We start from the raw sequence: 25,945 nt of genomic DNA on the forward strand, positions 1-25,945 counted from the left end.
TAAAGTTTACTCACACAAATGATCTGTGTATCAATTTGTTTTGATATACAGATCATTTGCATGATAATTCTTATAGATAATTGCTGAATGATAACCTTACATGAATGCTTTTAAAAGTTCTTGAACCAATGGAATTACTCCACCTACGAATTTTAAAACTGCCATTGCGATTTCCATATGATTGCCCCCTTTTTTTAATAGTAAGATGTAATGAATCTTTATACCCTCATTATAGTAAGCGTTTACAAATACATCAATGCATTTCGATATGCAATATTTCATATTTGTATTCGGTAATGAGGAATCAGTAACCTATCAAAATATAAGTCGCATCTTGTATAGTATAATGTAATGGTGGAGGTCGGATATGAAAAAAATAAATTCAAATATAGATTTGGATACAAATGTATTGGAAGCGGTATTTATTCCAAGAAGGTTTATTGTTTTATGGATTATACTCGTATATATAGCTTCAATGCTTTTAGAATTTCGGAATAATATTCTCTCTATGGATAGTTTCTTCTTTACAATAGTCATTGTTATTCATACTATTTTTCATTGGTATGCGAGTTCATTAAAGAATAGGCAATTGTTGTATTTCTTTTTTGTACAACTCTTCATTGTGTTTCTCGCTGCATTTATTGTACCAAATGGTTCAATAGCTATTTTTGTTGGATTACCCCCTATTTTAATTGCCCAAAGTCTATATGTTTATAACAATATATTTAAAGTAATGGCAGTTTTTACTCTTATGTATGCCATATTTTGTACTGCAATCAGTATCAATTATGGTGTGAATAAAGTAGCTATTCTTATCTCCATGTTCCTTTTAGTATTAGCAATTATTATTCCTTTTTCCTATATTAATAAGCAGCAATTTGATGCACGTAATCGTATACAGAGCTACATTCAAGAGTTAGAGTCTGCATATATGAGAGTGGAAGAATTGACATTAGCTAATGAAAGGCAGCGAATGGCAAGAGATTTACATGATACGTTAGCGCAAGGTGTAGCGAGCTTAATTATGCAATTGGAAGCAATAGATGCCCATATGCAAAAAGGGAATACAGGACGATCTCAAGAGATTATGAAACAAACTATGGTAAGAGCGAGACAAACTTTACATGATGCAAGGTTGGTTATTGATGATTTGCGTCATACTACCAATTCATTTAATGAAGCAGTAGAGGAAGAGATTCAACGTTTTTCTGAGGCTACGTCTATACATGTGAGATTTACTATTCAAAGCCCCCCGCATATTTCAAGCTTAGTAAAGGAGCACTGTTTATATGTAATTAGTGAATGTTTAACGAATATCGCAAAACATTCGCAGGCAACAGATGTAAATTTAAAAGTTGAATATATCGCTGACATTGAAAAGCTTACTATTGAAGTTGAAGATAATGGAATTGGTTTTGACACTGGATATATCGGTAAGAATCCTGGACACTATGGTTTAATTGGCTTAAATGAGCGTGTTCGATTGATTAAGGGAGAAATACATATATTGAGTGAAAAGATGAAGGGTACGAAAGTGTATATTCAAGTGCCTATAAATAAAGAAGGAGATAGCCATGAAGTATAACGTATTAATTGTGGATGATCATTTCGTTGTAAGAGAAGGTCTGAAATTAATAATAGAAACGAGTGATTCATTTCAAATTATAGGCGAGGCTGCAAATGGAGAAGAAGCCCTTTCTTTCATAGAAAAAAAGAAACCCGATGTTATTTTAATGGATTTAAATATGCCTAAAATGAGTGGTTTAGAAACGATTGAGGCTTTGAATAAAAAACAAAATCATACGCCGATTATTATATTAACTACTTATAACGAAGATGAATTAATGTTAAAGGGAATTGAGCTAGGAGCAAAAGGATATTTGCTAAAAGATACGGATCGTGAGAATTTATTTCGAACGTTGGAAGCGGCTATTCGAGGTGAGATTTTACTACAACCAAATATTATGGAAAAGATTGTGAACTATAAAAGGAAAGAAATACATGCTGATAAGGTTGAAGGGAACAACTTAACAGAAAAAGAATTGTTTGTGTTGAAAGCTATTGCGCGCGGATATAAGAATAAAGAAATTGCATTTGATATGGGGATAGCTGAGCGAACGGTAAAAGCGCATTTAACAAATATATACAATAAATTAGGCGTTAACTCACGGTCAGAAGCAGTAGCTGTGTCTATTGAAAGGAAGTTAATTCATTTTTAAAACATTATATATGCCCAATCGTACATTATAGGCTTGCCCTTTTGTACGATTTTTTTATTTCTTTCTCATGTTATGCTTCAGAAAGTATGAGAGATTTAAGAACAGTACAATTACAGACGTTTTCTTTTATCCCAACATAGAACGTATTGCTGTAAATTCATTCAAAGATTGCAGTTGATAAGAAATGGGGGAGTTAACACAGATGTTTCTACCTATTACTACATTTTATAGGTTTAGTTGGCTGGGGAGTTTTGCTTTCTCTTCAGAAAAGGTTAGCAGGAATCGAGCGCTTTCGAGGGCCGAAGAACTAAATGCTAATTTGTATGAAAAGAAATGTATAGATTCAGTTAGTAATATTCATGAGGAAATAACGATAGATTTTGTGAAATATGGTGATAATTATGTATCGGGTCATGCGGAACCTTATTCAACAATTGTCATAACGAGCGGCGATATGCTTATTGGAAGTGGACGGGTTAATGAGTATGGAGAATTTAAAATATATACGAATAATCATCTGGAAGAGTATTTGATAATAAAAGTTCAGTCGATATTAGGTGGTTTTTATCAAGAGAGTATAATAGTAAAGGTAGATTGTTAATTTATAATGATTCCAGTTTTTATTTTCTAAATAAAAATGAAAGGAAGCAACAAATTGTTGCTTCCTTTTTCTATTAAGCCGAAGCTTTCTTCATTCTCTCAAGTAAACTAGATAAAATATGCGTACGATAAGATTCTAGTTTTTTACCTTCATAAGTACGAATACCTAATTTTTTAAGTTCTTTTACATACCAACCTTTGCTTCCGAAATACATGTGATCGCTCCCCTTCAACTTTTTTTATTTGTCCTGATTGTACTTGGAGGTACAGGTAATATAATGAAGGAAATGAATTTCGCGCGAAAATGGTTAACTTTGTTGCAAAAGACATATATACTAAAGGTAGTATACAACGAGGTGGGCAAGACGTGATTATAGAGAAGCACGAAATTCAAATTGACCAAATTACGAGCGGTAAAGTGAATATCTTTACTTTCTATAGAAATAGAAAGCAAGTTGATGATCATTTTTTACGATTGCAAGAACCATCGCTTACAGCAAACTACTTCTTCCATTTTCATTTTGATGCAGAGAGCTTACATCTTCTGCAGGAAGAGTTTCCGAGCGTATATCCGTACGGCGGTAGTGAAACGATTCACGACTGGACGGAAAAGATGAAAGCGGAATTGCAACATCAGATCCAAACAGGAAAATGGAATAAGCGCGTACGTATCGGTAATCGCATTCTAGATGTGGTGTTTACGTGGTGTGACGAAGATATAGTAGAGTGAAAAAGAAGCGGATGACGCTTCTTTTTTTAACGCTGGAATAAAACGAGCTTGCCTGCAGTAGATGTGCAGCGATGTGTTTTTTCGTACAATCCTTTTTCTTGTAAAATAGATTCACCTTTTGCTTTCGCTTCTTTTTCAGTTGCCGCCTCGAATGATTCATCTAATGCTTTTGAACCATCTTTTTCAAAGACTGTTAGAACGTATACTCCCATGAAAATTCCCTCCAATAATTAAAATCAGAATCTTATAACTATTTTGTCATAAATCAATAGAATATGCAAAGAAATATATGACATTGCGTGGTAAAATAAGGTGTAATAAGCGGGGGAGTCTTTTCATCCCACTAATTATTAGTTTTCAGCTATTTTAATATTGATAAAATGAAACTTTTGAAATATAGAAAGGATCGTTATTTGTGAAACAAGTGAAGTTTATACATGCGGCTGATTTGCATTTGGATAGTCCGTTTAAAGGGATGGAAATGAATGTACCACAGTCTGTTTGGGAGAGAATGAAGCAAAGTACGTTTGAATCATTTGAGCGTATTGTTGATAAAGCGATTCAAGAGCGCGTTGATTTCGTATTACTAGCTGGGGATTTGTATGATGCGGAGACGAGAAGTTTGAGGGCGCAAGTGTTTGTGCGTGAGCAAATGAAGAGACTTTCGCAGTACGATATTCCCGTTTTTATTATCCACGGTAACCACGATCATTTAGGAGGAAGCTGGGCAGCAATTGAGTTTCCGGAAAATATTCATGTGTTTACGGAGCCTTATGTAGAAGAGAAATCATTTTATAAAAATGGTGAACTGTTAGCTTCTATTTATGGTTTTAGTTATTTGCAGCAAGCAGTAACGGATAATATGACAGCGCAGTATATGAAAATGAGTGATGCGCCTTTTCATATTGGGATGCTTCACGGGAGTGTGGAAGGGGATGCAGAGCATAATCGCTATGCACCGTTTCAAATTCGTGAGCTGAAAGAAAAGCAGTTTGATTATTGGGCTCTTGGCCATATACATAAACGTGAAATTCTATCGGAAGAGCCGTATATTATTTATCCAGGTAACATACAAGGGCGTCATCGTAAGGAGACCGGCGAGAAAGGTGCATATCTTATTGAACTCACGAAACAAGGATCGCATTGTTCATTTTTCCATACGGCGGATGTTGTATGGGATGAGATAGAAGTGAGTATCGATGGACTTGAAACTGTTGATGATCTTATGACGAGCGCGTCAAGTGCGATGAATGAATGCCGAAGAGAAGAGGAAGGCACGCTTTTAACTGTTGTATTTATAGGGCAGGGACCACTTTCTCCTTATTTACGTGAAGACAAGCGCGTGGAAGAGATTTTTCATATTTTAGCAGCGGGAGAAGAGCGAAAAGACTTTGTGTATGCGATGAAGTGGAAAAATGAGACGGTTTCTTTTGCGGAAATTGAGCGTTTGAAAGAAGAAAATCATTTCGTCGGTAGTGTGCTAAAAGAGTTAGAAGCTTTCACAAATATGGACGGAGTGTTGCGTACGATTTGGACATCTCCTGTAGCACGTAATAGTATTGAATCTTTTACAGAAGAAGAGAAGAGAGAGATTCAAAAGGAAGCGGAAAATATTATTTTAGAGCAATTATTCCAGCAAGAGAGGGATAAAAAATGAGAATTGAAAAACTCCATATTTATGGGTACGGAAAATTAGAAAATGTGGAAATGGATCTTTCATTGCTGACGGTGTTGTACGGTGAAAATGAAGCGGGGAAATCGACAATTCGCTCGTTTATGAAAAGTATATTATTTGGTTTTCCGACGAGAGGACAGCGCCGTTATGAGCCGAAAGAAGGCGGAAAGTACGGCGGGGCGATGACTGTTCAAACAGAGAAGTACGGCCGTTTGAAAATTGAACGATTGCCAAAGACGGCATCTGGTGAAGTGACCGTTTATTTTGAAGACGGGAAAACTGGCGGCGAAGATATTTTAAACGATATATTAAGCGGTGTGAATGAAAGTTTATTTGATTCTGTTTTTTCATTTGATATGCATGGTCTTCAAAATATTCATCAGCTCGGCGAAGCGGATATCGGTAATTATTTATTTTCGGCCAGTGCAGTCGGAAGCGATGCGTTATTGCAGTTAGATAAGAAATTAGAAAAAGAAATGAATCAGCGTTTTAAGCCGAGTGGTCGTAATCCTGAAATTAACGTGTCACTGCAAGAGATGAAGAAAATTGAGGAAAAGATGAAAGAGTGGCAAGGGAAGATTGGCACGTATGAAAAACAGGTCGAGCAGTTAAAAGAAAGTGAAGAGAAACTTGCTTCTGTTCGTGCGGAAAAAGAGTCAGCCGAAAGACGAAAGCAAGACTATGAAATATTAGCAGCGCTGGAGCCTCTCGTTATTGAAAAGAGTGCGCACGAGAAAGTGTTAGAAAACGAAAACGGGCAGTTTCCTGTAAACGGGATGGCGCGCTATGAGGCGGTAAAGGCAAAGATAGAACCGCTGCAAGTACAAGTAGATTCACTTCAAAAAAAGATAGAAACAGTGCAATCAGAAATTGATTCCACAAAAATAGATGAAGCATTTTTACAAAAAGAAAGTTATGTAGAAGAACTTCGTATGCAGCATATGTCTTATGAAAATGCACGTCAAGAAATGCGTGATATGACAGGAAGTATTGCGAATATAAAAGAAGAAATCGCAGAACTACAGCAACAAATTGGTGCTACTTTTGAACAAGAGACTGTTCTTTCATTTGATATAAGTTTAGCGACGAAAGAATTAATTACGCAAACTGTGCAAAAGGCGCGCGAATTAGAAACGCAAAAAGCACAACTAGATGATCGTTTTAAAACGGCTCAAGAGCAATTAGAAGAGCAAGAAGAAAATATAAGACAGATTAAGAAACAAATGTTAGCTGATGAAGAACGAAATACGTTAGTTGAGAAAGAAAAATCATTTCAGGATGCTGCATTCTTAGGTATGGGCGCAGAAAGAATGAAGCGCAAGTATGAGGAAAAAGCAGGAGCGGCTATGCAAAAGAAAAAACAGTGGCAAAGAATTTGTCTTCTGTTACTTCTTATTAACACGCTTGTTTTATTCACGAGTCTATTTATAGATAACCGCGTGCTGTTATTTATTAGTGTGATTGTTTTTGTAGGGATTGTCCTTGCTCTCGTTTTATATAAAGATTCGTCAAGTGGATTACAAGAAGAGCTCCTTACTCTTCAGCAAAGTGCTGGTGGGCGCCAAAGTGAAGAAGCGATGTCCGTGCGCTATCAGTTAGAAAAAGATGAAGAGCTTAGTAAGCTATTTGAACGCGAGGCGTATAAGTTACAGCAAATGGAACGTGCTTATGATAAAGTCGTTTCATCGTATGAAGAATGGGAGAGGGAAACTTTCCGTATGAGAGAACAAGTAGATGCGTATAAAACGCGCTATATGTTCCCTGAATTTTATACGTATGCGCACATATTGCCGGCGTTTGAGCGTATTGAAAAAATGCAGCAATTATATCGTGATTTAGAGAAGCAAAGTGCGCGGAAATCTTCATTGTATGAAATGATTTCGCACTTTGAGCATAAACTAGAAACTGTTATCGGTAGTAAAGAGTATAGTAATTTGCATGAGGCGAAAAGTCGTATGCAAAATGAGAAAGAAAAGCGCCAAACTTGTAAGCAGCTGAAAGAGAAGCTGGCGGAATGGCAAGAAGAATATGAGTTCATGCAAGAGCAATTAAAACAACTGCTAGTAGAGCGAGATGGGTTATGGCATATTGCAGAATCTACAGATGAAGAGATGTTTTTAGAAGCAGGTAAACTGGCAGAGAAACGTGAAGATGCGGATAAGCAAGTGGGGCGTTTATTACCTCAAATTGATCTGTTAGAACAGCGCTTAACGAGTTTGTCATTAGCTGAGCATTATGAGGCTGACGGTTATGATGAAAAATTAAAGCAAGAAATTACAGCCGCGCAAAACTGTCTTGCAGGGGAGAAAGAACTGACAGAGCGTATTGCGAAGCATCGAATAGAAATTGCGAATTTAGAAGAAGGCAGTACGTATGGTGATTTACTACATGAGTGGGAAATGAAAAAATCACAAGTGCGTGAACAAGTGAAGAAGTGGGCTGCATATGCGGCCGCGAAGACAGTATTAACGAAAACGAAGCAATATTATCATGAAGTGCATCTTCCGCGCATTTTACAAAAATCTGAAGAGTATTTCGTGTATTTAACGGGCGGACGATATAGTAAAATATTCTCACCGTCAGAGGCGGAACCGTTCATTGTCGAACGTAACGATGGTATGCGTTTTTACAGCCATGAACTAAGCCAAGCGACAGCGGAGCAGTTATATTTATCGTTAAGATTTGCACTAGCGAAAACGTTTGAGCATGATTATCCATTTATTATTGATGATAGTTTCGTGCATTTTGATGCGGTAAGGACGAATCGAACGATTGAACTAATAAAGGAAATTGCGAAAGATAGACAAGTTATCTTCTTTACGTGCCATGCGCATCTACTCACGTATTTTACAGAAAATGAGATTATAAAATTAACGCGTAAGCGTAAAGAAAATGAGTTGTAGTATGCTATACTAAAAGTAACTGATTTGGTGGAGGAATTCGAATGAAAAAGAAAATTGTAGAATATGAAGTTGGTGAACAAGTCGATGTTTTCTTGTTAATTAAAACAGCGACAAAAGGTCTCGCAAGCAATGGCAAGCCGTTTTTAACAGTAATCTTACAAGACCCAAGTGGAGATATTGAAGCGAAGCTATGGGATGTATCACCAGAAGTTGAGAAACAATATGTAGCGGAAACGATCGTTAAAGTAGCTGGCGATATTCTAAACTACAAAGGACGTATTCAATTACGTGTGAAACAAATCCGTGTTGCGAATGAGAATGAAGTAACGGACATTTCAGACTTTGTAGAAAAAGCTCCAATAAAAAAAGAAGATATGGTCGAGAAAATTACGCAATACATATTTGAAATGAGAAACCCGAACATTCAGCGTCTAACAAGACATTTGTTAAATAAGCACCAAAACGAATTTTTAGAATATCCAGCAGCGACGAAAAATCATCACGAGTTCGTATCTGGACTAGCTTATCATGTCGTATCGATGTTAGATTTAGCGAAAGCTATTTCTACACTGTATCCATCTTTAGATAAAGATTTACTTTATGCAGGCGTTATTTTACATGATCTTGGTAAAGTATTTGAGCTATCTGGCCCGATTTCTACGACGTATACGTTAGAAGGAAATTTACTTGGCCACATCTCTATCATGGTGAACGAAATTGGTAAAGCAGCAGAGGAACTACAAATCGATGCAGAAGAAGTATTAATTCTTCAGCACATCGTCCTTTCTCACCACGGAAAAGCAGAATGGGGTAGCCCAAAACCACCATTAGTAAAAGAAGCAGAAATTCTGCACTACATCGATAACTTAGATGCAAAAATGAACATGATGGACCGCGCATTAGGACGTACAAAACCAGGCGAATACACAGAACGTGTCTTTGCTCTTGATAACCGTTCGTTCTATAAACCGACGTTCCATAATTAAGATTGTAAATAGAAGGGCCTCATTAAGTGTTAAAAAACTTAATGAGGCTTTTTTGTATGAATAATATATTAAATTTATCTCGAATTCGAGATAAAACACTTGCTTTTTAATCACTTGAGTTGTAAAGTGATAGTAACGAAAGGAAATGCTTCATATGAGAAAGGTACACTTCGTTCTCTAAATTGCTTTCGTACGAATTATTTTTTAGCTATCACTTGACTAGTAAAATGAATTGATTACTTATTATAAACACGTGCTTCGTTGACCAGCGAGCCGAAATAAAACCATTAAATATAAATTAAAATTATTGGAGGAATATATAATGAACCAATTAAAAGGAATACACCACGTTACAGCGATTACAAGTAGTGCAGAAAAGAACTATGAATTTTTCACTCATGTTTTAGGAATGCGTCTCGTTAAAAAAACAGTAAACCAAGATGATATTCAAACGTATCATTTATTCTTTGCAGATGATAAAGGTAGTGCAGGAACAGATATGACATTCTTTGACTTCCCGGGCGTTCCGAAAGGTGTACACGGGACAAATGAAATTTCAAAAACTTCATTCCGAGTTCCAAGTGATGCGGCATTAGCATATTGGGTGAAACGTTTTGATCGTCTTGAAGTGGAACATACAGGAATTAAAGAGCAATTCGGTAAGAAAACTCTTTCTTTCGTTGACTTTGATGATCAACACTATCAATTAATCTCTGACGAATTGGATAAAGGGATAGAATCAGGTACACCGTGGCAAAACGGTCCAGTTCCATTAGAATATGCAATTACTGGATTAGGACCTGTATTTATTCGTATCGCGAACTTTAGTTATTTCAAAGAAGTACTAGAAAAAGTTCTATTATTTAAAGAGATTGCTCAAGAAGGAGAATTCTATTTGTTTGAAGTAAACGAAGGTGGAAATGGTGCCTCTGTCATTGTAGAACATAATACGGTTCTTCCTGAAGCACAACAAGGTTTTGGTACAGTGCACCATGCTGCATTCCGCGTAGAGGATCGAGCTGTATTAGAAGAGTGGATTGAGCGACTAAGTCGAGTTGGACTCCCTTCATCTGGTTATGTAAATCGTCACTTCTTTGAGTCATTATATGCAAGAGTTGCGCCGCAAATTTTATTCGAGTTTGCAACAGATGGCCCAGGGTTTATGGGAGATGAGCCATATGAAACGCTTGGAGAGAAATTATCTTTACCTCCGTTCTTAGAGCCAAAGCGTGAAGAAATCGAAAAATTAGTTCGTCCGATTGATACAGTGAGAAGTACTAAGGAATTTATTAAAGAGTAAAAATAGAGATAATAAGTAGAAGAGCAAGTAGTTTTAGCGAATCGCTAGAATTGCTTGTTTTTTTATCATTAAAATAATTGACTTACTTTTAATGTGTAACTATAATGGTTACATAACAACCATCGGTAATAGCGGTGAGTAATATTTTTTTAGTATAATTGTAACTATTTCAGTTACAATTAAAATTAATCATAAAACAACCAAAAAATGTAAAAACTTTAAATAGCAACTTAAGAAAGGAGACGGAAATTTGAAACGGTTTAAGTTTTATATGATTAGCGGTATTGTGCTCGTTTTTTTAGTAGTATGTAACTTCGTCGATAAGCCGATTGCGAAGGTTGAAGAAGTGAAGGATACTGTTATGATGAAGATAAATACGAAAGAGAAGATGGCGCAGATTGATGGACAGACGATTTATTTTAAGCAAATTGGTGAGGGAAAACCGCCCTTACTTATGCTTCACGGATTCGGTGGTTCTTCAGATGGATTTAGTGATATTTATCCGGAACTGGCGGGAGACCATACGATTATCGCTGTTGATATTTTAGGATTTGGGCGTTCTTCTAAGCCGATTGATTTTCAGTATTCGTTTCCTGCGCAAGTGAATTTATATTATAAGTTAATGAAGAAACTTGGATATGATCAATTTGCGGTACTTGGTCATTCGATGGGGGGAGAGATGTCCCTTAATTTAGCGTACTTATATCCGGACGCGGTTACGCATCTTATTTTAGCGGATTCTACAGGGATTGAATCTTTCCAGCAAAAAGAAAGTTATGAAGTGACGCCACTATCGACGGACTTACAAACTGTAACAGAGATTACGGATTATAATAAAAATGAAGTGAAAAATAGTCGTAATGATAAAAAGCATTATGATGAGCTTACGAAAATGAGAGAGCGCCGCGTTGCGATGGAAGCGGATAAAATTAAGGTGCCGACTTTGATTATTTGGGGTAGGCACGATAAGAGCGTTCCTTGGAATAATGGTGAACTGTATCATCAGTTATTTACAAATAGTACGTTTCATATCATTGAAAAAGGATACCACGCACCGTTCCGTCAAGAGCCAATCGAGTTTATGGAATATGTACAAGCGTTCTTCGCGAAGAATCCACAATGAAAAATTTAAGCATAAATCCACTTCTTTCCTCATAGAGTGAAACTAATAAGGCTTGTCTAAGGAAAGGGATGAACGAAAGTGGAAATTTTACCATGGTGGATTTATCTTGTAATCATTGGGATTGTATTAAGTGGCTACATGGTTTTATATACTTCGAAAAAAGAGCAAGAGATGGATAACGATTTTATCGAAAAAGAAGGCGAAGTATATATGAAGCGCTTAGAAGAAGAACGAGAGAAACGTAATCAGGATAGCGATAAAGATTCGGTATTGCTTTAATAGAAATTTTGAAAGGCTACGAACTAGGAGAACTTTATATCTAGGTGGTAGCCTTTTTCTTCTGGGGGAGCAGGTTATATAAGTTTAACTTTACATGTATACGAGATTCATCATGAACTTTTATTAATGGTATTTATATATATGTTTCCTCATAAGAATGGAACTAGCGCAGTATCTACAGGGGGGATTAACAATGCATAGGGATGAAACATCATTACATCCTGATACAGGTGTTACATCTGTAATGTTTGTTGAGCGTTCATTAAATGAAATTCGTTTTTGGTCTAGAATCATGAAGGAGCATTCTTTTTTTCTTCGCTTGGGGTTTAGATGCGAGGATACTCAACTAATCGAAGAGGCTAATCAATTTTATCGATTGTTTGAACATATCGAACAAATAGCGCATTCCTATACAAATGAAACAGATCCTGAGCAAATAAAAAGATTTAATTCAGAAGTACAACAAGCCGCAACTAATATTTGGGGATTTAAAAGAAAAATTTTAGGATTAATTCTCACATGTAAATTGCCAGGACAAAATAACTTTCCACTGTTAGTTGACCATACAAGTAGGGAAGCTGACTATTTTAGAAAACGTTTAATACAATTAAATGAAGGGAAATTAGATGCCCTTCCTGATGCTATTATTAAAGAAAATGTTTTCTTTTTAAGGATTATGGCAGACCATGCTAAATTTATTGGTCATCTTCTTGATCCATCGGAAAGAAAGCTTGTAGATACAGCACGGAATTTTAGTAATGATTTTGATGAATTGATGTATCAAGCAATTGACTTAGAATCTATGAAGCCACAATCCCAAACAGTCCCTCTTTTAGATCAATTTTTAGATCAAAATCGTGTGTCCGTTACATCTCTTCGGGATTTTAAGAAAACAGCACGTGATTTAATTGAGCAATGTAAAATAAAGAGTATCATTCATCCGTTATTAGCAGACCATGTTTTCCGTGAAGCTGATAGATTTCTTGAAATCATTGATATGTTTGATGTTCATCTTACAAATATTCAATCACAACCTAGATATTAGAAGATAAGGAAAGATAATATTTTACTTTCAGCTGAGAAGTTAACAATTTATTGTTAGCTTCTTTTCTTTTTGATGAAAATGTTTAAAAATGAAACTTTACGTTATTCTTTCTGGAGAATGATAAGAAGGGATGGAGTATTTTTTTATGCTTAATCTAGTCATCCGTTCATTGTATTATTGTTCGGGAAATTATTATAGAAGAAAAGTATATGGAATCTAAATACTGCATAGCGCTATTTTAAAGTGTAACGCACAAGTTGCACAGGCTATGCAACAATAACTAGCTTTACTCTTCATCATTTATTTGACCATACTAGGCGTAGAGAGGTGATAAGAACAGTATGATTTTTAGCGAACGCTTAAAAGAAGAACGAGAAAAACGAAATTGGTCGCAAAATGATTTGGCTGAAAAAATTCATGTAAGTAGGCAGTCTGTTTCGAAATGGGAGACGGGAAAGAACTATCCGAGCATTGAAATTATTATTCATTTAAGTGATCTGTTCGGTATTACGATTGATGAGTTGTTGAGGAGCGATGAAGAGTTGACGCAGAAGGTAATCGAAGATAGTAAACAATTAGCGTATCCAAAATGGAAGGTGTTTTTTGATAGTCTATTCATGCTGGGCGTATTTTTGTTTATTACAAAAATTGTTGTATGGATGGTAAATAAGTTTGTAGGAGCAAGCATTACAATTGTCGCAGATGCACCATATGTAATGAATTTTTTACCCCTCATATTAATGGTTATAGGTGGTACGGTTTCTGATAAGTTGAAGAAAATATATAGATAAGAGAAAGATTTGTAAGAAATCCCCTACACTAGCTTTTCTTTTCACTTAAATTGTGTACTATAAAGGATAGGATGATATAAAGAAGGGGACATTTAGAATGGAATTTCATGAACAGAAGATATTGCCGGCAGTGAGGCAAATTAAAGATTTGGAAAAGCTATTACATAGTTCGTATGAGTATATTGTTATTTTAGATATTCATGTTGGTCAATTGAAGAGTGTTGTGTCACTCGCGAAGCAGCATAATAAAAAAGTATTTTTACATGTTGATTTGATCCATGGATTACAAAGTGATGGGCATGCGACGGAGTTTTTATGCCAAGAATATAAACCGTACGGGTTATTATCGACAAAGGCGAGCGTAATTATGAAGGCGAAGCAAAAAGGTGTCGTCTCCATTCAACGCATCTTTTTAATTGATTCTAGCGCAATGGAAAAGAGCTGTAATTTACTAGAAAAGACGAAGCCGGATTATATAGAGGTGCTTCCTGGTGCGTTAACGGGTGTCATTGCTGAGGTGAAAGAGCGTACAGGTGTACCGATTTTAGCAGGTGGTTTTATTCGAACTGTAGAAGACGTTGAAAGAGCGTTAAATGCTGGTGCGACAGCAATTACGACATCGAAAAAAGAATTATGGAAACATTACCAAAAAAAGTGACGGAAATGTGAAAAAATTCTGTTGACACCGCTTTCATTAGAGGTTAACATTATAGACAAGTTAATAAACGTGACGGAGAAAAGAAGAGATCCACATTTTATTGTTTCTATATATTATATAGAAGCATGTAAGCTGTGGATCTTTTTCTTTTGAAAAAAAAACGAATGGCCATTCATTTTACCTCTATCGCATTTGAAAACGTTAAAATTGATAGTGGAGGGATACTATGTCAGCATTTTTAGGAGAGTTAATAGGGACTGCGTTGTTAATCTTACTTGGTGGCGGTGTTTGCGCTGGTGTAAGTTTAAAGAAGTCGTTTGCGAAAGATTCTGGTTGGATTGTAATTACAATGGGCTGGGGCTTAGCGGTTGCTATGGCAGCGTATGCAGTTGGATCAATTAGTGGGGCACATTTGAATCCGGCTTTAACGATAGGACTTGCTTTTAAGGGAGCGTTCCCATGGAGTGACGTACCTATGTATATCGCAGCACAAATGATTGGGGCAATTATCGGGGCAGTTCTCGTATATTTACATTACTTACCACACTGGAAAGAAACAGAAGATCCAGGAACAAAGTTAGGCGTATTCGCAACAGGTCCAGCAATTCCGAACACATTTACAAACCTTTTAAGTGAAATGATTGGAACATTCGTTTTAGTATTTGGTATATTAGCAATTGGAGCAAATAAATTTGCAGATGGTTTAAATCCATTTATCGTAGGTTTCTTAATTGTAAGTATTGGTTTATCATTAGGTGGAACAACAGGATACGCAATCAACCCGGCTCGTGATTTAGGTCCGCGTATTGCACACTTCTTCCTTCCGATTGCAGGAAAGGGCGGTTCAAACTGGAAGTATGCATGGATTCCAGTAGTTGGTCCGATTCTAGGTGGATCACTTGCAGGATTATTCCATCAAGTTGTATTTGAAGGAAAACAAAATTCAGCACTTATTTATGTGATTATTGCAACTGTGATTGTACTAGCAATCTCTTATATGACAAGTAAAAAAAGTGAAACTACTACAAAGAGTAGAAAAGTAGCATAGGGGGAAACTGATATGAAAAAATATATTCTTTCATTAGACCAAGGAACAACAAGCTCACGCGCAATTCTTTTCAATAAAGAAGGAAAAATCGTTCATTCAGCTCAAAAAGAGTTTACGCAACATTTTCCAAAGCCAGGCTGGGTTGAGCATAATGCACAAGAAATTTGGGGATCTATTTTAGCAGTTATCGCAACTTGCTTAAGCGAAGCAGATGTGAAGCCAGAACAAATCGCTGGTATCGGTATTACGAACCAACGTGAAACAGCGGTTGTATGGGATAAAACGACTGGGAAACCAATTTATAACGCAATCGTATGGCAATCTCGTCAAACAGTTGAAATTTGTGATGAGTTAAAAGAAAAAGGTTATAGCGAGATGGTTCGCGAAAAAACAGGTCTTTTAATTGATGCATACTTCTCTGGTACGAAAGTAAAATGGATTTTAGACAACGTTGAAGGTGCAAGAGAAAAAGCGGAAAACGGAGAGTTATTATTCGGAACAATTGATACATGGCTTGTATGGAAATTGTCTGGTGGTAAAGCGCACGTAACAGATTACTCAAATGCATCACGTACATTAATGTTTAACATTCACGACTTACAGTGGGATGATGAGCTTCTAGACATGTTAACAGTACCAAAGAGCATGCTTCCAGAAGTACGTCAATCATCTGAAATATATGGAGAAACAATTGATTACCACTTCTTCGGTCAAAATGTACCGATTGCAGGTGTAGCTGGTGACCAGCAAGCAGCATTATTTGGACAAGCTTGTTTCGGTGAAGGTATGGCGAAGAACACTTACGGAACTGGTTGCTTTATGTTAATGAACACAGGCGAAAAAGCAGTAGCTTCTGAGCATGGCCTATTAACAACAATTGCATGGGGTTTAGATGGTAAAGTGAATTACGCATTAGAAGGAAGTATTTTCGTAGCAGGTTCTGCAATTCAGTGGTTACGTGACGGAATGCGCATGTTTAAAGATGCGAGTGAGAGTGAAGTGTATGCTAGCCGTGTTGAATCAACTGAAGGTGTATACATAGTACCAGCATTCGTAGGATTAGGTACACCGTACTGGGATAGTGAAGTACGCGGCGCTATGTTTGGTGTAACGCGCGGTACGACGAAAGAGCATTTCATTCGTGCAACGCTAGAATCTTTAGCATACCAAACGAAAGATGTACTATGCGCGATGGAAGCAGATTCAGGTATTGAACTGAACACATTACGCGTTGACGGGGGAGCAGTTAAGAATAACTTCTTAATGCAGTTCCAAAGCGATATGTTAGACGTTCCTGTAGAGCGTCCAGTGATCAATGAAACGACAGCTTTAGGTGCAGCATATTTAGCTGGTCTTGCGGTTGGATATTGGAAAAACCAAGACGAAATTAAAGCACAGTGGCATATGGATAAACGCTTTACACCGGCAATGGAAGCGGAAACAAGCGAAGAGCTATATGCTGGATGGAAAAAGGCAATTGAAGCAACAAAAGCTTTCAAATAATCATAAACAGTGTTATAATGATGACAAGTTAATAATTCGGTAGGAGATTTGGAGAGACCACAACACGCTATAGAGGCGAAATCTATAGCGGAGTTCGTGGTCTCTTTTTTCGTTATCAAAGGGAGGAATTACCATGAAATTTTCAAGTAAACAACGTAAAGACGTATTAAACGGAGTAAATAAACAAGAGTTAGATGTGATCGTAATTGGTGGAGGTATTACTGGTTCTGGTATTGCATTAGATGGGGCAACACGTGGTTTATCAACGATTGTGTTTGAAATGCAGGACTTTGCAGCAGGTACATCAAGTCGTTCAACGAAACTTGTACACGGCGGTTTACGTTATTTAAAACAACTTGAAGTGAAAATGGTAGCAGAGGTGGGGAAAGAGCGTGCGATCGTATATGAGAACGGTCCCCATGTAACAACACCAGAGTGGATGTTACTTCCGTTCCATACAGGCGGCACGTTCGGGTCATTTAGTACATCAATTGGTCTTCGTGTATACGACTTCTTAGCAGGTGTAAAACGAAGCGAGCGCAGAAAAATGTTTAACCGTGAAGAGACGCTAAATAAAGAGCCTCTTGTAAAACAAGAAGGATTAAAGGGCGGCGGTTACTACGTAGAATATCGTACAGACGATGCGCGTCTTACAATTGAAGTAATGAAAGAAGCAATTGATCACGGTGCGAAAGCTGTTAACTACGCGAAAGTAGATAGTTTCTTATATAAAGATGGAAAAGTATGCGGTGTACGTGTAATCGATTTACTAGACGGAGAAGTGTACGAAGTTTACGGTAAGAAAATTGTAAACGCAGCTGGTCCTTGGGTAGATACACTTCGTGAAAAAGATAACTCTAAAAAAGGGAAAGTACTTCAGTTATCAAAAGGTGTGCATTTAGTAATTGACCAAAAACGTTTCCCGTTAGGTCAAGCGATTTACTTTGATACACCAGATAAACGTATGGTGTTCGCGATTCCTCGCGAAGGAAAAACGTACGTAGGTACAACAGATACGTTCTATGATAAAGACGCAGCTATACCGCACATGACAACGGAAGATCGCACATATATCATTAATGCGATTAACTACATGTTCCCAAGCGTGAAAATTACAGAAAAAGATGTGGAATCAAGCTGGGCTGGTGTACGTCCGTTAATTTATGAAGAAGGTAAGAATGCATCTGAAATTTCTCGTAAAGATGAAATTTGGACTTCTGAATCTGGTTTAATTACAATCGCGGGCGGAAAATTAACAGGATACCGCAAAATGGCTGAAATGGTAGTAGACTACGTAACGAATCTATTACAAAAAGAAGGACATAGCGCATATCCGAAGAGCGATACGAAACACATGCCAATCTCTGGTGGTCATGTAAGTGGTTCACACGGATTCTCAGCATTTATCGCGAAAAAAGTAGGAGAAGGTACGAAATATGGTTTAACGACAGCTCAAGCTGAAGAATTCGCGAAATTCTACGGCTCTAACGTTGACGTACTGTTCGGCCTAGCGAAAAAACATAAAGACGAAGCGAAAGAATACAACATGCCGCTAGACGTTCTAATCCCACTTGTATACGCAATGGATTACGAAATGACAGCAAAACCAGTTGACTTCTTCGTACGCCGCAGAGGCGCTGTATTCTTCAACATCCACTGGGTATACGAGTGGAAAGAAGCAGTAATCAACTACATGGCTGCAAAACTAGGCTGGAGCAAAGAAGAGCAAATGAAATACACAGCTGAACTAGAAAAAGCATTAAGAGACGCTGTAATTCCTGTAGATCAACAAGAGCAGGCAGCTGCGTTAGCGTAAAATAGAGAACCACCTGAAGGGGCTCCCCATTAGGTGGTTTTTTTGTTATTTAAATATTTATAAATTATATAACGTTTCTTAAAAGTGCACCTGTCTAACGATGGAGCCCTTCATTAAACGAGTTCTCTTTTTAATTTAGTGGTCTTGACTATAGAAAACTAGGACAAAATCTTTATTTCAAAATTAAAGAGTGCCTTGGGAGAAAGACGCCCTTTAGGTGAATGTATTGTAACGACTATTCGGTTTATTATATGTAATTTGCTGAGGAAGTGTTTTATAAAAAATGTTATTTAAAAAAGAAAGGAGCCATTGATGGAATCAAAAGTTCCTAAGGTACTATTCATTAGGTATTTTTTCAATGGCACCATCATTTGCAATTGGTGGTGTAGATTTAGTTGTTACGCCGAAAGATATAAAGAGTTTATCCCCCAATTGATAATTCCTATTTTTTTCGATAGGAATTTTTAATAGTTTGTTTGGAATAAATTTTATTGCTTCCATCTCGGAGTAGGAAAGTGCTTCCTTTTTTGTAGGGGTATCTGCAACGAGTATGTATACAGTGTCAATTGAAATAACATATCCTGTGAAAGTCTCCGTTTTCAGAGAAGCAGTATTAGTTTGGTTTGGCGCATCTAATGCTACTGTGCATCCGCAAGCTAATGTTAGGGTGGTTACTAAAGTTATTATTGTTTTCTTTGTCATTCTTATTTTTTGCCTCCATATAGTATACGTTTCGTAATAAAATATTTGAATGTCTAGAGAAATGAAATTATACCATGAGAAAGTGAATTGAATATAAATTAAAACTTCATTTTGTAAAAAGAAGATTATCCTCTACAAGTAAACGAAGTGTAATTTTAAGTTACATATATAGTATAAGCGCGATTAAAAATATTATGTGGAAGTGAAAATGAGCTTGAATTTTAGAGTGAAGGGGAGTTAGCTAATGAAGTTAAAGCGATAGTTCATTTATAAAGGTGTAACAAAACGGCAGTGATTATTACAGTTGTACCCATTTGCTTATTTATTATTAGGATGTCCTTTTCCCTGGATTCAGTGAAAAGATACTACTGGCCTACCTTTTTAGTATATATAAATCCAGAGCGTGATGCACATGGTGCAGGGTTTATGTATATACGTTTAAAAGAGGTAATGTCATCGGCTGGTTGGTTTGGAACATATGGAGATACAAAGTTCATTCCTGCTGGGGATACTGATTTTGTGTTTGCAAGTTTGACTTACTATTATGGGTATGTGCTTGCGCTAATTCTTGTCTTCGTTCTTTCTCTTTTTGTAGCAAGGTTAGTGGTCATATCTTATAAAATAAATGATTCGTACGGTAAATTGCTTCTCGTTGGAGGAATGACTCTTTTCGTAGTTCAGTTTATTTATAACGTGGGCATGATTCTAGGCTTATTGCCGATTGCTTCTATATCATTGCCTTTTATTAGTTATGGAGTAACACCAACTGTATTTCATGCACTTTTAATGGGGATTGTGCTAAGTGTATATCGACGTAAAGATATTTCGTTTAGAATGAGAAAAACATCTTAATACGTATATAAATTGTATATAAAAGAATTCATTATTATAATCAAGTACAAACGCAAATAGATAGTAGAAGAGGGGTATGATAAATCCCCTCTTTTCGTGTTTAAATAAGGGGGCTGTTTTTAAATATTGACCACTCGGTACAAAAAGAGTATTCTATTAATGTTATCTTTAAAATGAGAGGAGGATACGATTGAATAAACGCGGCAGACCCCGAGAGTTTGATTATTCCTCAATTGTAGATGTTGCAATGAAAACATTTTGGATAAGAGGATATGAGGGGTGTTCTACACAAGATTTATGCAGTGATACAGGAATTGGTAAAGGAAGTTTATACAATACTTTCGGTAGTAAACATGAACTGTATAAACAAGTATTAGAACGTTACCATGAAATTGGGATTAGGGAACAAAAGAAATTGTTAGATACTCCAATTCCAGTTAAAGAACGATTAAGTAATTTTTTTGAGTGGGCATTGAAGGAAGACTTTGAGAATGTTGATCAAAAAGGATGTTTATTGATTAATGCCAGTGTAGAACGTGCTAAAAACGATTTAATGGTACAAGAAATTTTCTCAAAGCATGTTGAGCTTCTTAAACAAGCTATTGAAACAGTGATGGAGGAAGGATTGCAAACGGGTGAAATTTCAAGGAAGCAATCAGCTGAGGAATTAGCTAGTCTGCTTTTAAGCAGTTATTACGGATTCCGTGTTCTTAATGTATCGATGCAAAATCGGATGTTATCTGAACAGGTTATCAATGGAACAATGGAGTCTATTTTTGGCGCTTAGTGCGCTTTTTTTTCGCACTATTTTTGTACTAATCGTTACAATAATGGATAAGGAGTGTTTTTATGCCATCAATTATTTATTTATTAGCTTTAGCAATCTTTTGTATGACTACATCAGAATTTATGGTTGCAGGTATGATGAATGAACTTGCTCTTGCATTTCAGGTTTCTGTATCGTCTATTGGGTATTTAATTACAGCTTATGCAGGAGCAATGGTGATAGGAGGCCCTATTTTAACTGCAATTCTCTTACGAATACGCAGTAAACAAGCATTATTATTTTTAATGTTTGTATTTCTAATTGGTCAATCAATCGGAGCTATTGCTTGGAACTATGATATTATGATGATTTCACGCATTATAACTGGTATCGCTTCAGCTTCAGCTTTTGGAGTTGCGATTTCCTTTTCTGCAACATTGGTTCACTCTGATTCAAGGGGGAGAGCAGCATCGATTGTACTTGCAGGTTTAATGATTGCAACTGTTTTAGGGTTACCTATAACAACCTTTATTTCGCAATATTATGGCTGGCGTATTAGCTTTGGGGCTGTTTCTGTTCTTGTTCTAGTATCAGGAATTATGATCCAATGGCTGTTACCATCATCTTCAAATAAAGAGCAATTAAATTGGAAAGATGAACTTCTGCAATTTAAGAATATTCATCTTTGGGCAGCATACGTAACAAGTATGTTCATTATTGGTGGTACGTTTGCAGCATTTAGTTATTTCACTCCTATCTTTACAAATGTTACAGGGTTTTCAAGCACAAGCATGCCATATTTACTTGCCCTCTATGGTAGTGCGACGGTAATTGGAAATATAATAGTTGGCAAGTTCGCTGATAAATTTACAATGAAAATACTTATGGGTGGATTAATTATATTAATCGTAGCGTTGTCTTTATTTGCTTTAAGTGCAGAGAATAAATACATTGCGGTTATTTCTACGATTTTTATTGGTTTAACTGGTGTAGCGTTGAATCCGGCTATGGTTGCGAGGGTAATGAAAACAGCTAGTAATGCAACAATGATAAATACCGTTCATAGTTCTTTTATTACACTGGGTATTGTTATTGGTTCGTCACTAGGTGGTCTTGGAATCAGTAAAGGATATGGTTTTGTATCTCCGCTATGGATTGGAGCTTGTTTAGCTATCCTTGGGGTGATTTCATTACTCCCATATTTACATAAGGGAAAGGCAGATTAAGAAATTGGTAGTCCCCAAAACGAAGAAAATTTTCGTTCTGGCGGTATTATGATAACTTAACTTGATGGGCATGGTGTAAGTCCTGCATAAAAAAGAAACACCTTGAATCATCAAGGTGTTTTCGTTATAAGTTCAAAACTCTCCGAATCAGCCCCAAGTACAAAAGGACTAACCTCACCAACGCTATAAAGCTGTAATTCATGCATCGCGCGCGTACAAGCAGTGTAGAACAATCTACGAAGGCTTGCATCACTGTACACATCTTTAGAGGCATTGTAAATAATAACAGCATCAAATTCGATACCCTTCGCTAAATAAGCAGGAATAACGACAATGCCTTGCTCATACTCAGCAGAGTTACTTTTCACAAGTTTAATATTCTCAATATGGCTGAGTGCTTCGTAGGCAGCGGCACTTTCGGCTGCGGATTTACATATAATTGCGATCGTATTGTGCTGTTGTTCTTGTAGTTCAACAACTTTGGAAGTAATACAATTATGCAGTTCGTTGTAATCAGAAACTTTCGTTACTGTAGGTTTCTCGCCGTCACGTTCAAAGGCGTTAATGTTCTTTCCTTCCGGTACGAGATAGCGTGTAAATTCAATAATCGGTCTTGTTGAGCGATAGCTACGAGTTAAGTTGATGCCGTTTGTTTCGTCTGGCCCGTATAAGCTAGTAAGTGTATTGAAATTAACCGTTTCCCTCGCATGAGCGAATATCGCTTGGTTAAAGTCTCCGAGTACCGTCATTTTTGCGGCAGGGAAGAGACGTTTTAAAAACTCGAATTGAAACGGAGAATAATCTTGTGCTTCGTCTACGAGTACGTGTTTAATGGATCTGTTTGTTTGGAAGCCTTCAATTAATTCTTTTAAAAGTAAAAATGGAGTCGCATCCTCGTAATATAGCTTTCCTTCATCAAGCATGTTTACTGTTAATGAGCAAATGTCGTCCCATTCTTTAGGTTTTTCTCCAGTAACCCATGATGAATTTGTGAAGAGTTGTTTATATATTCCTGTGAAATTGATGAAGCGCAATGTTTGAACGCCTTTACGAAGTGGCTTCAATTTTTTGCGGACAATCATACGTCCGAGTACTTTCGTTTCTTTCTCATAATCATTAAAGGAATTGTCGTCAAACTCTCCTTTTTTCTGTAAGTATTTATAAGCCTTTTGATATTCATCTTTACTAAGTAATTCAATTTCCTCTTCTACCCAAGGTTTTTTCAGTTCTGCTTTTTCGATTGCATCTATTTGTTTATTTAGCCAATCCGTTAACTTCTCGATTCTATTATGGAAGCGGAGGGAGGAATCAGTATTATAAAATTGCTCTGTAATTTCTTTAGCAGAGGCAATCAGTTTTCCTCTAAATTTCATTCCTCTAAATAACATGCCTGAAGATTCAAGAGATTGTCTGTACGTTCTAATCATATCGAAAAATTGAGTAGATGCTTTAAATCGAATGCTCGCATTTCTAGTTTTATAGGCAGGGCTATTCGTTTCAGTTAGCATATATTCTAGTTGTTCATAAGGATCTTCAACATCAAATGACTTGCTTAGTCTATGGTTTAAATATTCCTGGAATGTAACTTGCTGCATATTTTCTTCACCGAGTTCAGGTAGTACGTTAGAAACGTAGCTGTTGAACATAGAGTTAGGGGAGAAGAGAATAATTTGATCTGCTTTTAACCATTCGCGATATTTATATAGTAAGTAGGCGATTCGCTGCAGGGCAGCTGACGTTTTACCGCTACCAGCAGCTCCTTGAACGATAAGTAGTCGCCCTTCATCGTGACGGATAATTTCATTTTGCTCGCGCTGAATAGTAGCAACGATACTTTGCATATGTTTGTTTGTTCCTTTTCCGAGCGCTTGTTGCAGAATTTCATCTCCAATTGTGAGGCTCGTATCGAACATGGAATCAATCTCGCCATTCTGAATAATATATTGTAATTTCTTCTCCACATTGCCGCAGATTACGCCTCCTGGTGTGCTGTATTCAGCCGGTCCTGGTGGATAATCGTAGTAAACACTTGAAATTGGTGCGCGCCAATCGTATATAAGAAAGTTTTCTCCACTTGCATCGGTAAGTGTAGCCACCCCGATATAAATTTGTTCTGCGCCAGATTCGCCTTCTTCTTTGAAATCAATTCGTCCGAAGTAAGGTGCTTTATGCATACGGCGTAGTGCGGCAAGTCGATTAAAGGTGTGCTTATGGGTAATTTGTGTTACGGCTAGTGACTGAGCTTGTTGTCTTAAGTTGATAACTGTTTCAAGATAATCGTCAAAAGTATCAGTGTTAACTTTAACATCATCCCAGAAGTGTTTGCGAATGTTGATTACTTCTGCCCGGCGTCTGCCAGTTTCGCTTTCCAGTTTATCAATTTGCTCCGTAATCGTTTCTATTACGTTATCCAATCGTTTTTGCTCTTGATCAAGTTTTTTGTTCATACGGTAAGCACTCCTTTAAAAGTGAAAAATAGAGGTTGACTGAAGATGTGTTTTGTTATACAATTAAGATACGGATAAATACATTCTCTTGTTTTTTAAGAATGCGTTTCTGTACTAATTTAACATAGTTTTTTAATTTAATCAATGATAACGAGGTAAAACTCTAATTTCCTGTTTAGTTTAAGGGAATTAGAGTTTTTGTGTTTTAGAGGCGTTTTTGAATTGTATTTTATAATATTTGGAAGCGCTATATTTTGTGTGAATAATATTTTTTATTCGTTATATAATGAATAAAGGGTTTGATGTTAAAAATATGAAAAAATAGCTTATTAAAATTAAAAACCTATTATATACTATAAAATATATGTGCAAATGTAATATTTATTTTATGCAAGGATTTCCTTGGGAGGAGAGAGAGAATTGAAAGAATGTCCAATATGTTTAGATGGGGTGGAATATCCCAAAAATGTTGGGGAATGTCCTAAGTGTAAAAACTTTTTAAGGATGAAAAAATCATCAGCGAAGGTTAAGGTGGATGATGATTTTGCAGACGTATTTGACAATACTCTGTATGAAGAGGAAAAACACACACCTCCTAATAAAACAACCGATCCTTTTGAATCTACATATACGGAGCAACAAACAAGTGCTGCGAGAGAAACGGTAAAGGTGCATAAAGCGAAAGCTAATGGATCTATAAAAGGGCAGGTAAGCAATTTTCATGAAGAAGTGATAGCAGGTAAAACGCTTGGAAGATGGCTCGATTCATGTATCAAAGGAATTCCGTTTATGAAAGATGGGTATATGAATACATTCCAAGTATACGATCAAGATGGTGAAGGCCATGAAGTAGTTTTATATGGAAAGATTTTGCGAGGGAAGATTGGAGATCATAATTTAGTTCAAGTATTTGGAAAACGTGATCGACATGGGACAGTGGTAGCTAAACGTATCGAAAATTTAAATAGCAATACAACAGTTTCAGTCAATAGTGGTATGTCGGCAAATAGTGTGAGATTTTTGACAGCAATTATTATATTCTTATTATTCTCTATTATAAATTTTGTCACTTCTTTTGATTGGATTGGATTTGTTAATTATGCTGTGGCTGTCGTCTTGAATTTTTTAACAAACATATTCATCGCTGTATTACCGTTAATCATTGTTCTTTTTGGAATTTGGATAATGATAAAAAAATTTTTTCGTTAAATAGTTTACTAAGAATGAGCACTCAAAAATATGAGTGCTTTTTTATTCAGTGTTTAGTTCATTTATG

24 protein-coding genes and 1 pseudogene are annotated in these 25,945 nt (G+C 36.5%); 20 read left to right on the forward strand and 5 right to left on the reverse strand.

The window, feature by feature from the left end; all coding sequences use genetic code 11:
* Positions 1-96 precede the first annotated feature (96 nt).
* Entirely contained in the window at positions 97-282 is a 186-nt protein-coding gene (locus tag EXW56_RS27920; RefSeq protein ID WP_002030171.1) for a hypothetical protein, read from the reverse strand.
* Between the two features lie 85 nt (positions 283-367).
* On the opposite strand from EXW56_RS27920, the gene EXW56_RS05075 reads away from it, so the two are divergent.
* The 3 genes from EXW56_RS05075 (at position 368) to EXW56_RS05085 (ending at position 2,820) form a co-directional block, all read left to right on the forward strand.
* Positions 368-1,585 (forward strand): sensor histidine kinase, encoded by a 1,218-nt coding sequence (locus tag EXW56_RS05075; RefSeq protein WP_002201510.1) that lies wholly within the window; start codon positions 368-370, stop codon positions 1,583-1,585.
* Positions 1,575-2,219: a response regulator gene (locus EXW56_RS05080; RefSeq protein WP_002201509.1), complete on the forward strand. Its 645-nt coding sequence runs from the start codon at positions 1,575-1,577 to the stop codon at positions 2,217-2,219. Before EXW56_RS05075 ends, EXW56_RS05080 begins: the two co-directional genes overlap by 11 nt.
* A gap of 202 nt (positions 2,220-2,421) precedes the next feature.
* The gene (locus EXW56_RS05085; RefSeq protein ID WP_215558088.1) at positions 2,422-2,820 is read left to right on the forward strand and encodes an Ig-like domain-containing protein; all 399 of its coding nucleotides are present in this window, start codon (positions 2,422-2,424) and stop codon (positions 2,818-2,820) included.
* Positions 2,821-2,893: 73 nt separating this feature from the next.
* Here EXW56_RS05085 and EXW56_RS05090 read toward each other — a convergent pair whose 3' ends face one another.
* A complete protein-coding gene (locus EXW56_RS05090) occupies positions 2,894-3,034 on the reverse strand; it encodes a YflJ family protein (RefSeq protein WP_000273535.1) in 141 nt (46 codons plus the stop codon).
* A 152-nt stretch (positions 3,035-3,186) separates the two neighbouring features.
* Between EXW56_RS05090 and EXW56_RS05095 the strand changes: the two genes are divergently transcribed.
* Entirely contained in the window at positions 3,187-3,549 is a 363-nt protein-coding gene (locus EXW56_RS05095) for a hypothetical protein (RefSeq protein WP_033716771.1), read from the forward strand.
* 26 nt (positions 3,550-3,575) lie between these two features.
* Here EXW56_RS05095 and EXW56_RS05100 read toward each other — a convergent pair whose 3' ends face one another.
* The gene (locus EXW56_RS05100; RefSeq protein ID WP_000539552.1) at positions 3,576-3,761 is read right to left on the reverse strand and encodes a YhzD family protein; all 186 of its coding nucleotides are present in this window, start codon (positions 3,759-3,761) and stop codon (positions 3,576-3,578) included.
* A gap of 203 nt (positions 3,762-3,964) precedes the next feature.
* Between EXW56_RS05100 and EXW56_RS05105 the strand changes: the two genes are divergently transcribed.
* The 12 genes from EXW56_RS05105 to glpD all read left to right on the forward strand — a co-directional run bounded on the left by EXW56_RS05105 (position 3,965) and on the right by glpD (position 18,676).
* On the forward strand, positions 3,965-5,206 hold the full coding sequence (locus EXW56_RS05105) for a metallophosphoesterase family protein (RefSeq protein WP_215558089.1): 1,242 nt from the start codon (positions 3,965-3,967) through the stop codon (positions 5,204-5,206).
* Positions 5,203-8,127 carry an ATP-binding protein gene (locus EXW56_RS05110; protein ID WP_204208919.1) on the forward strand — a complete coding sequence of 975 codons (2,925 nt, stop codon included), beginning with the start codon at positions 5,203-5,205 and terminating at the stop codon, positions 8,125-8,127. The genes EXW56_RS05105 and EXW56_RS05110 overlap by 4 nt, the downstream gene beginning before the upstream one ends.
* Positions 8,128-8,168: 41 nt before the next feature.
* The gene (yhaM, locus tag EXW56_RS05115) at positions 8,169-9,113 is read left to right on the forward strand and encodes a 3'-5' exoribonuclease YhaM (RefSeq protein WP_002201504.1); all 945 of its coding nucleotides are present in this window, start codon (positions 8,169-8,171) and stop codon (positions 9,111-9,113) included.
* Positions 9,114-9,435: 322 nt separating this feature from the next.
* The gene (locus tag EXW56_RS05120; RefSeq protein ID WP_070138888.1) at positions 9,436-10,413 is read left to right on the forward strand and encodes a ring-cleaving dioxygenase; all 978 of its coding nucleotides are present in this window, start codon (positions 9,436-9,438) and stop codon (positions 10,411-10,413) included.
* 250 nt (positions 10,414-10,663) lie between these two features.
* Positions 10,664-11,536, forward strand: a complete 873-nt coding sequence (locus EXW56_RS05125) for an alpha/beta fold hydrolase (protein ID WP_002201502.1) — start codon at positions 10,664-10,666, stop codon at positions 11,534-11,536.
* Between the two features lie 78 nt (positions 11,537-11,614).
* Complete coding sequence (locus EXW56_RS05130; protein WP_002064098.1) at positions 11,615-11,815, forward strand: sporulation YhaL family protein; 201 nt, start codon at positions 11,615-11,617, stop codon at positions 11,813-11,815.
* Positions 11,816-12,008: 193 nt separating this feature from the next.
* Positions 12,009-12,860: a DUF2935 domain-containing protein gene (locus EXW56_RS05135; RefSeq protein WP_000554485.1), complete on the forward strand. Its 852-nt coding sequence runs from the start codon at positions 12,009-12,011 to the stop codon at positions 12,858-12,860.
* Between the two features lie 341 nt (positions 12,861-13,201).
* Entirely contained in the window at positions 13,202-13,651 is a 450-nt protein-coding gene (locus tag EXW56_RS05140; RefSeq protein WP_215597262.1) for a helix-turn-helix domain-containing protein, read from the forward strand.
* A gap of 97 nt (positions 13,652-13,748) precedes the next feature.
* Positions 13,749-14,309 (forward strand): glycerol uptake operon antiterminator GlpP, encoded by a 561-nt coding sequence (gene glpP, locus EXW56_RS05145; RefSeq protein ID WP_000394293.1) that lies wholly within the window; start codon positions 13,749-13,751, stop codon positions 14,307-14,309.
* A gap of 226 nt (positions 14,310-14,535) precedes the next feature.
* Complete coding sequence (gene glpF, locus EXW56_RS05150; protein WP_215597263.1) at positions 14,536-15,357, forward strand: glycerol uptake facilitator protein GlpF; 822 nt, start codon at positions 14,536-14,538, stop codon at positions 15,355-15,357.
* A 12-nt stretch (positions 15,358-15,369) separates the two neighbouring features.
* Positions 15,370-16,860: a glycerol kinase GlpK gene (gene glpK / locus EXW56_RS05155; RefSeq protein WP_215597264.1), complete on the forward strand. Its 1,491-nt coding sequence runs from the start codon at positions 15,370-15,372 to the stop codon at positions 16,858-16,860.
* A 133-nt stretch (positions 16,861-16,993) separates the two neighbouring features.
* Positions 16,994-18,676 (forward strand): aerobic glycerol-3-phosphate dehydrogenase, encoded by a 1,683-nt coding sequence (gene glpD / locus EXW56_RS05160; protein ID WP_002201497.1) that lies wholly within the window; start codon positions 16,994-16,996, stop codon positions 18,674-18,676.
* Between the two features lie 336 nt (positions 18,677-19,012).
* On the opposite strand, the gene EXW56_RS05165 is transcribed toward glpD, so the two are convergent.
* Complete coding sequence (locus EXW56_RS05165) at positions 19,013-19,378, reverse strand: DUF3221 domain-containing protein (protein WP_002201496.1); 366 nt, start codon at positions 19,376-19,378, stop codon at positions 19,013-19,015.
* 282 nt (positions 19,379-19,660) lie between these two features.
* Here EXW56_RS05165 and EXW56_RS05170 point away from each other — a divergent pair.
* The 3 genes and pseudogenes from EXW56_RS05170 to EXW56_RS05180 form a co-directional block, all read left to right on the forward strand.
* A pseudogene (locus EXW56_RS05170) lies at positions 19,661-20,230 on the forward strand (FtsW/RodA/SpoVE family cell cycle protein); the annotation flags it as partial.
* Between the two features lie 190 nt (positions 20,231-20,420).
* Positions 20,421-21,017, forward strand: a complete 597-nt coding sequence (locus EXW56_RS05175) for a TetR/AcrR family transcriptional regulator (protein ID WP_002202883.1) — start codon at positions 20,421-20,423, stop codon at positions 21,015-21,017.
* Between the two features lie 62 nt (positions 21,018-21,079).
* A complete protein-coding gene (locus EXW56_RS05180) occupies positions 21,080-22,222 on the forward strand; it encodes an MFS transporter (RefSeq protein ID WP_215597265.1) in 1,143 nt (380 codons plus the stop codon).
* A 110-nt stretch (positions 22,223-22,332) separates the two neighbouring features.
* On the opposite strand, the gene helD is transcribed toward EXW56_RS05180, so the two are convergent.
* Entirely contained in the window at positions 22,333-24,669 is a 2,337-nt protein-coding gene (gene helD, locus EXW56_RS05185) for an RNA polymerase recycling motor HelD (protein ID WP_215597266.1), read from the reverse strand.
* A gap of 420 nt (positions 24,670-25,089) precedes the next feature.
* On the opposite strand from helD, the gene EXW56_RS05190 reads away from it, so the two are divergent.
* Positions 25,090-25,878, forward strand: a complete 789-nt coding sequence (locus EXW56_RS05190) for a hypothetical protein (RefSeq protein ID WP_215597267.1) — start codon at positions 25,090-25,092, stop codon at positions 25,876-25,878.
* The last annotated feature ends 67 nt before the right edge of the window (positions 25,879-25,945 follow it).

Origin of the sequence: Bacillus mycoides, assembly GCF_018742245.1 — a bacterium.
Taxonomy (GTDB): Bacteria; Bacillota; Bacilli; order Bacillales; family Bacillaceae_G; genus Bacillus_A; species Bacillus_A cereus_U.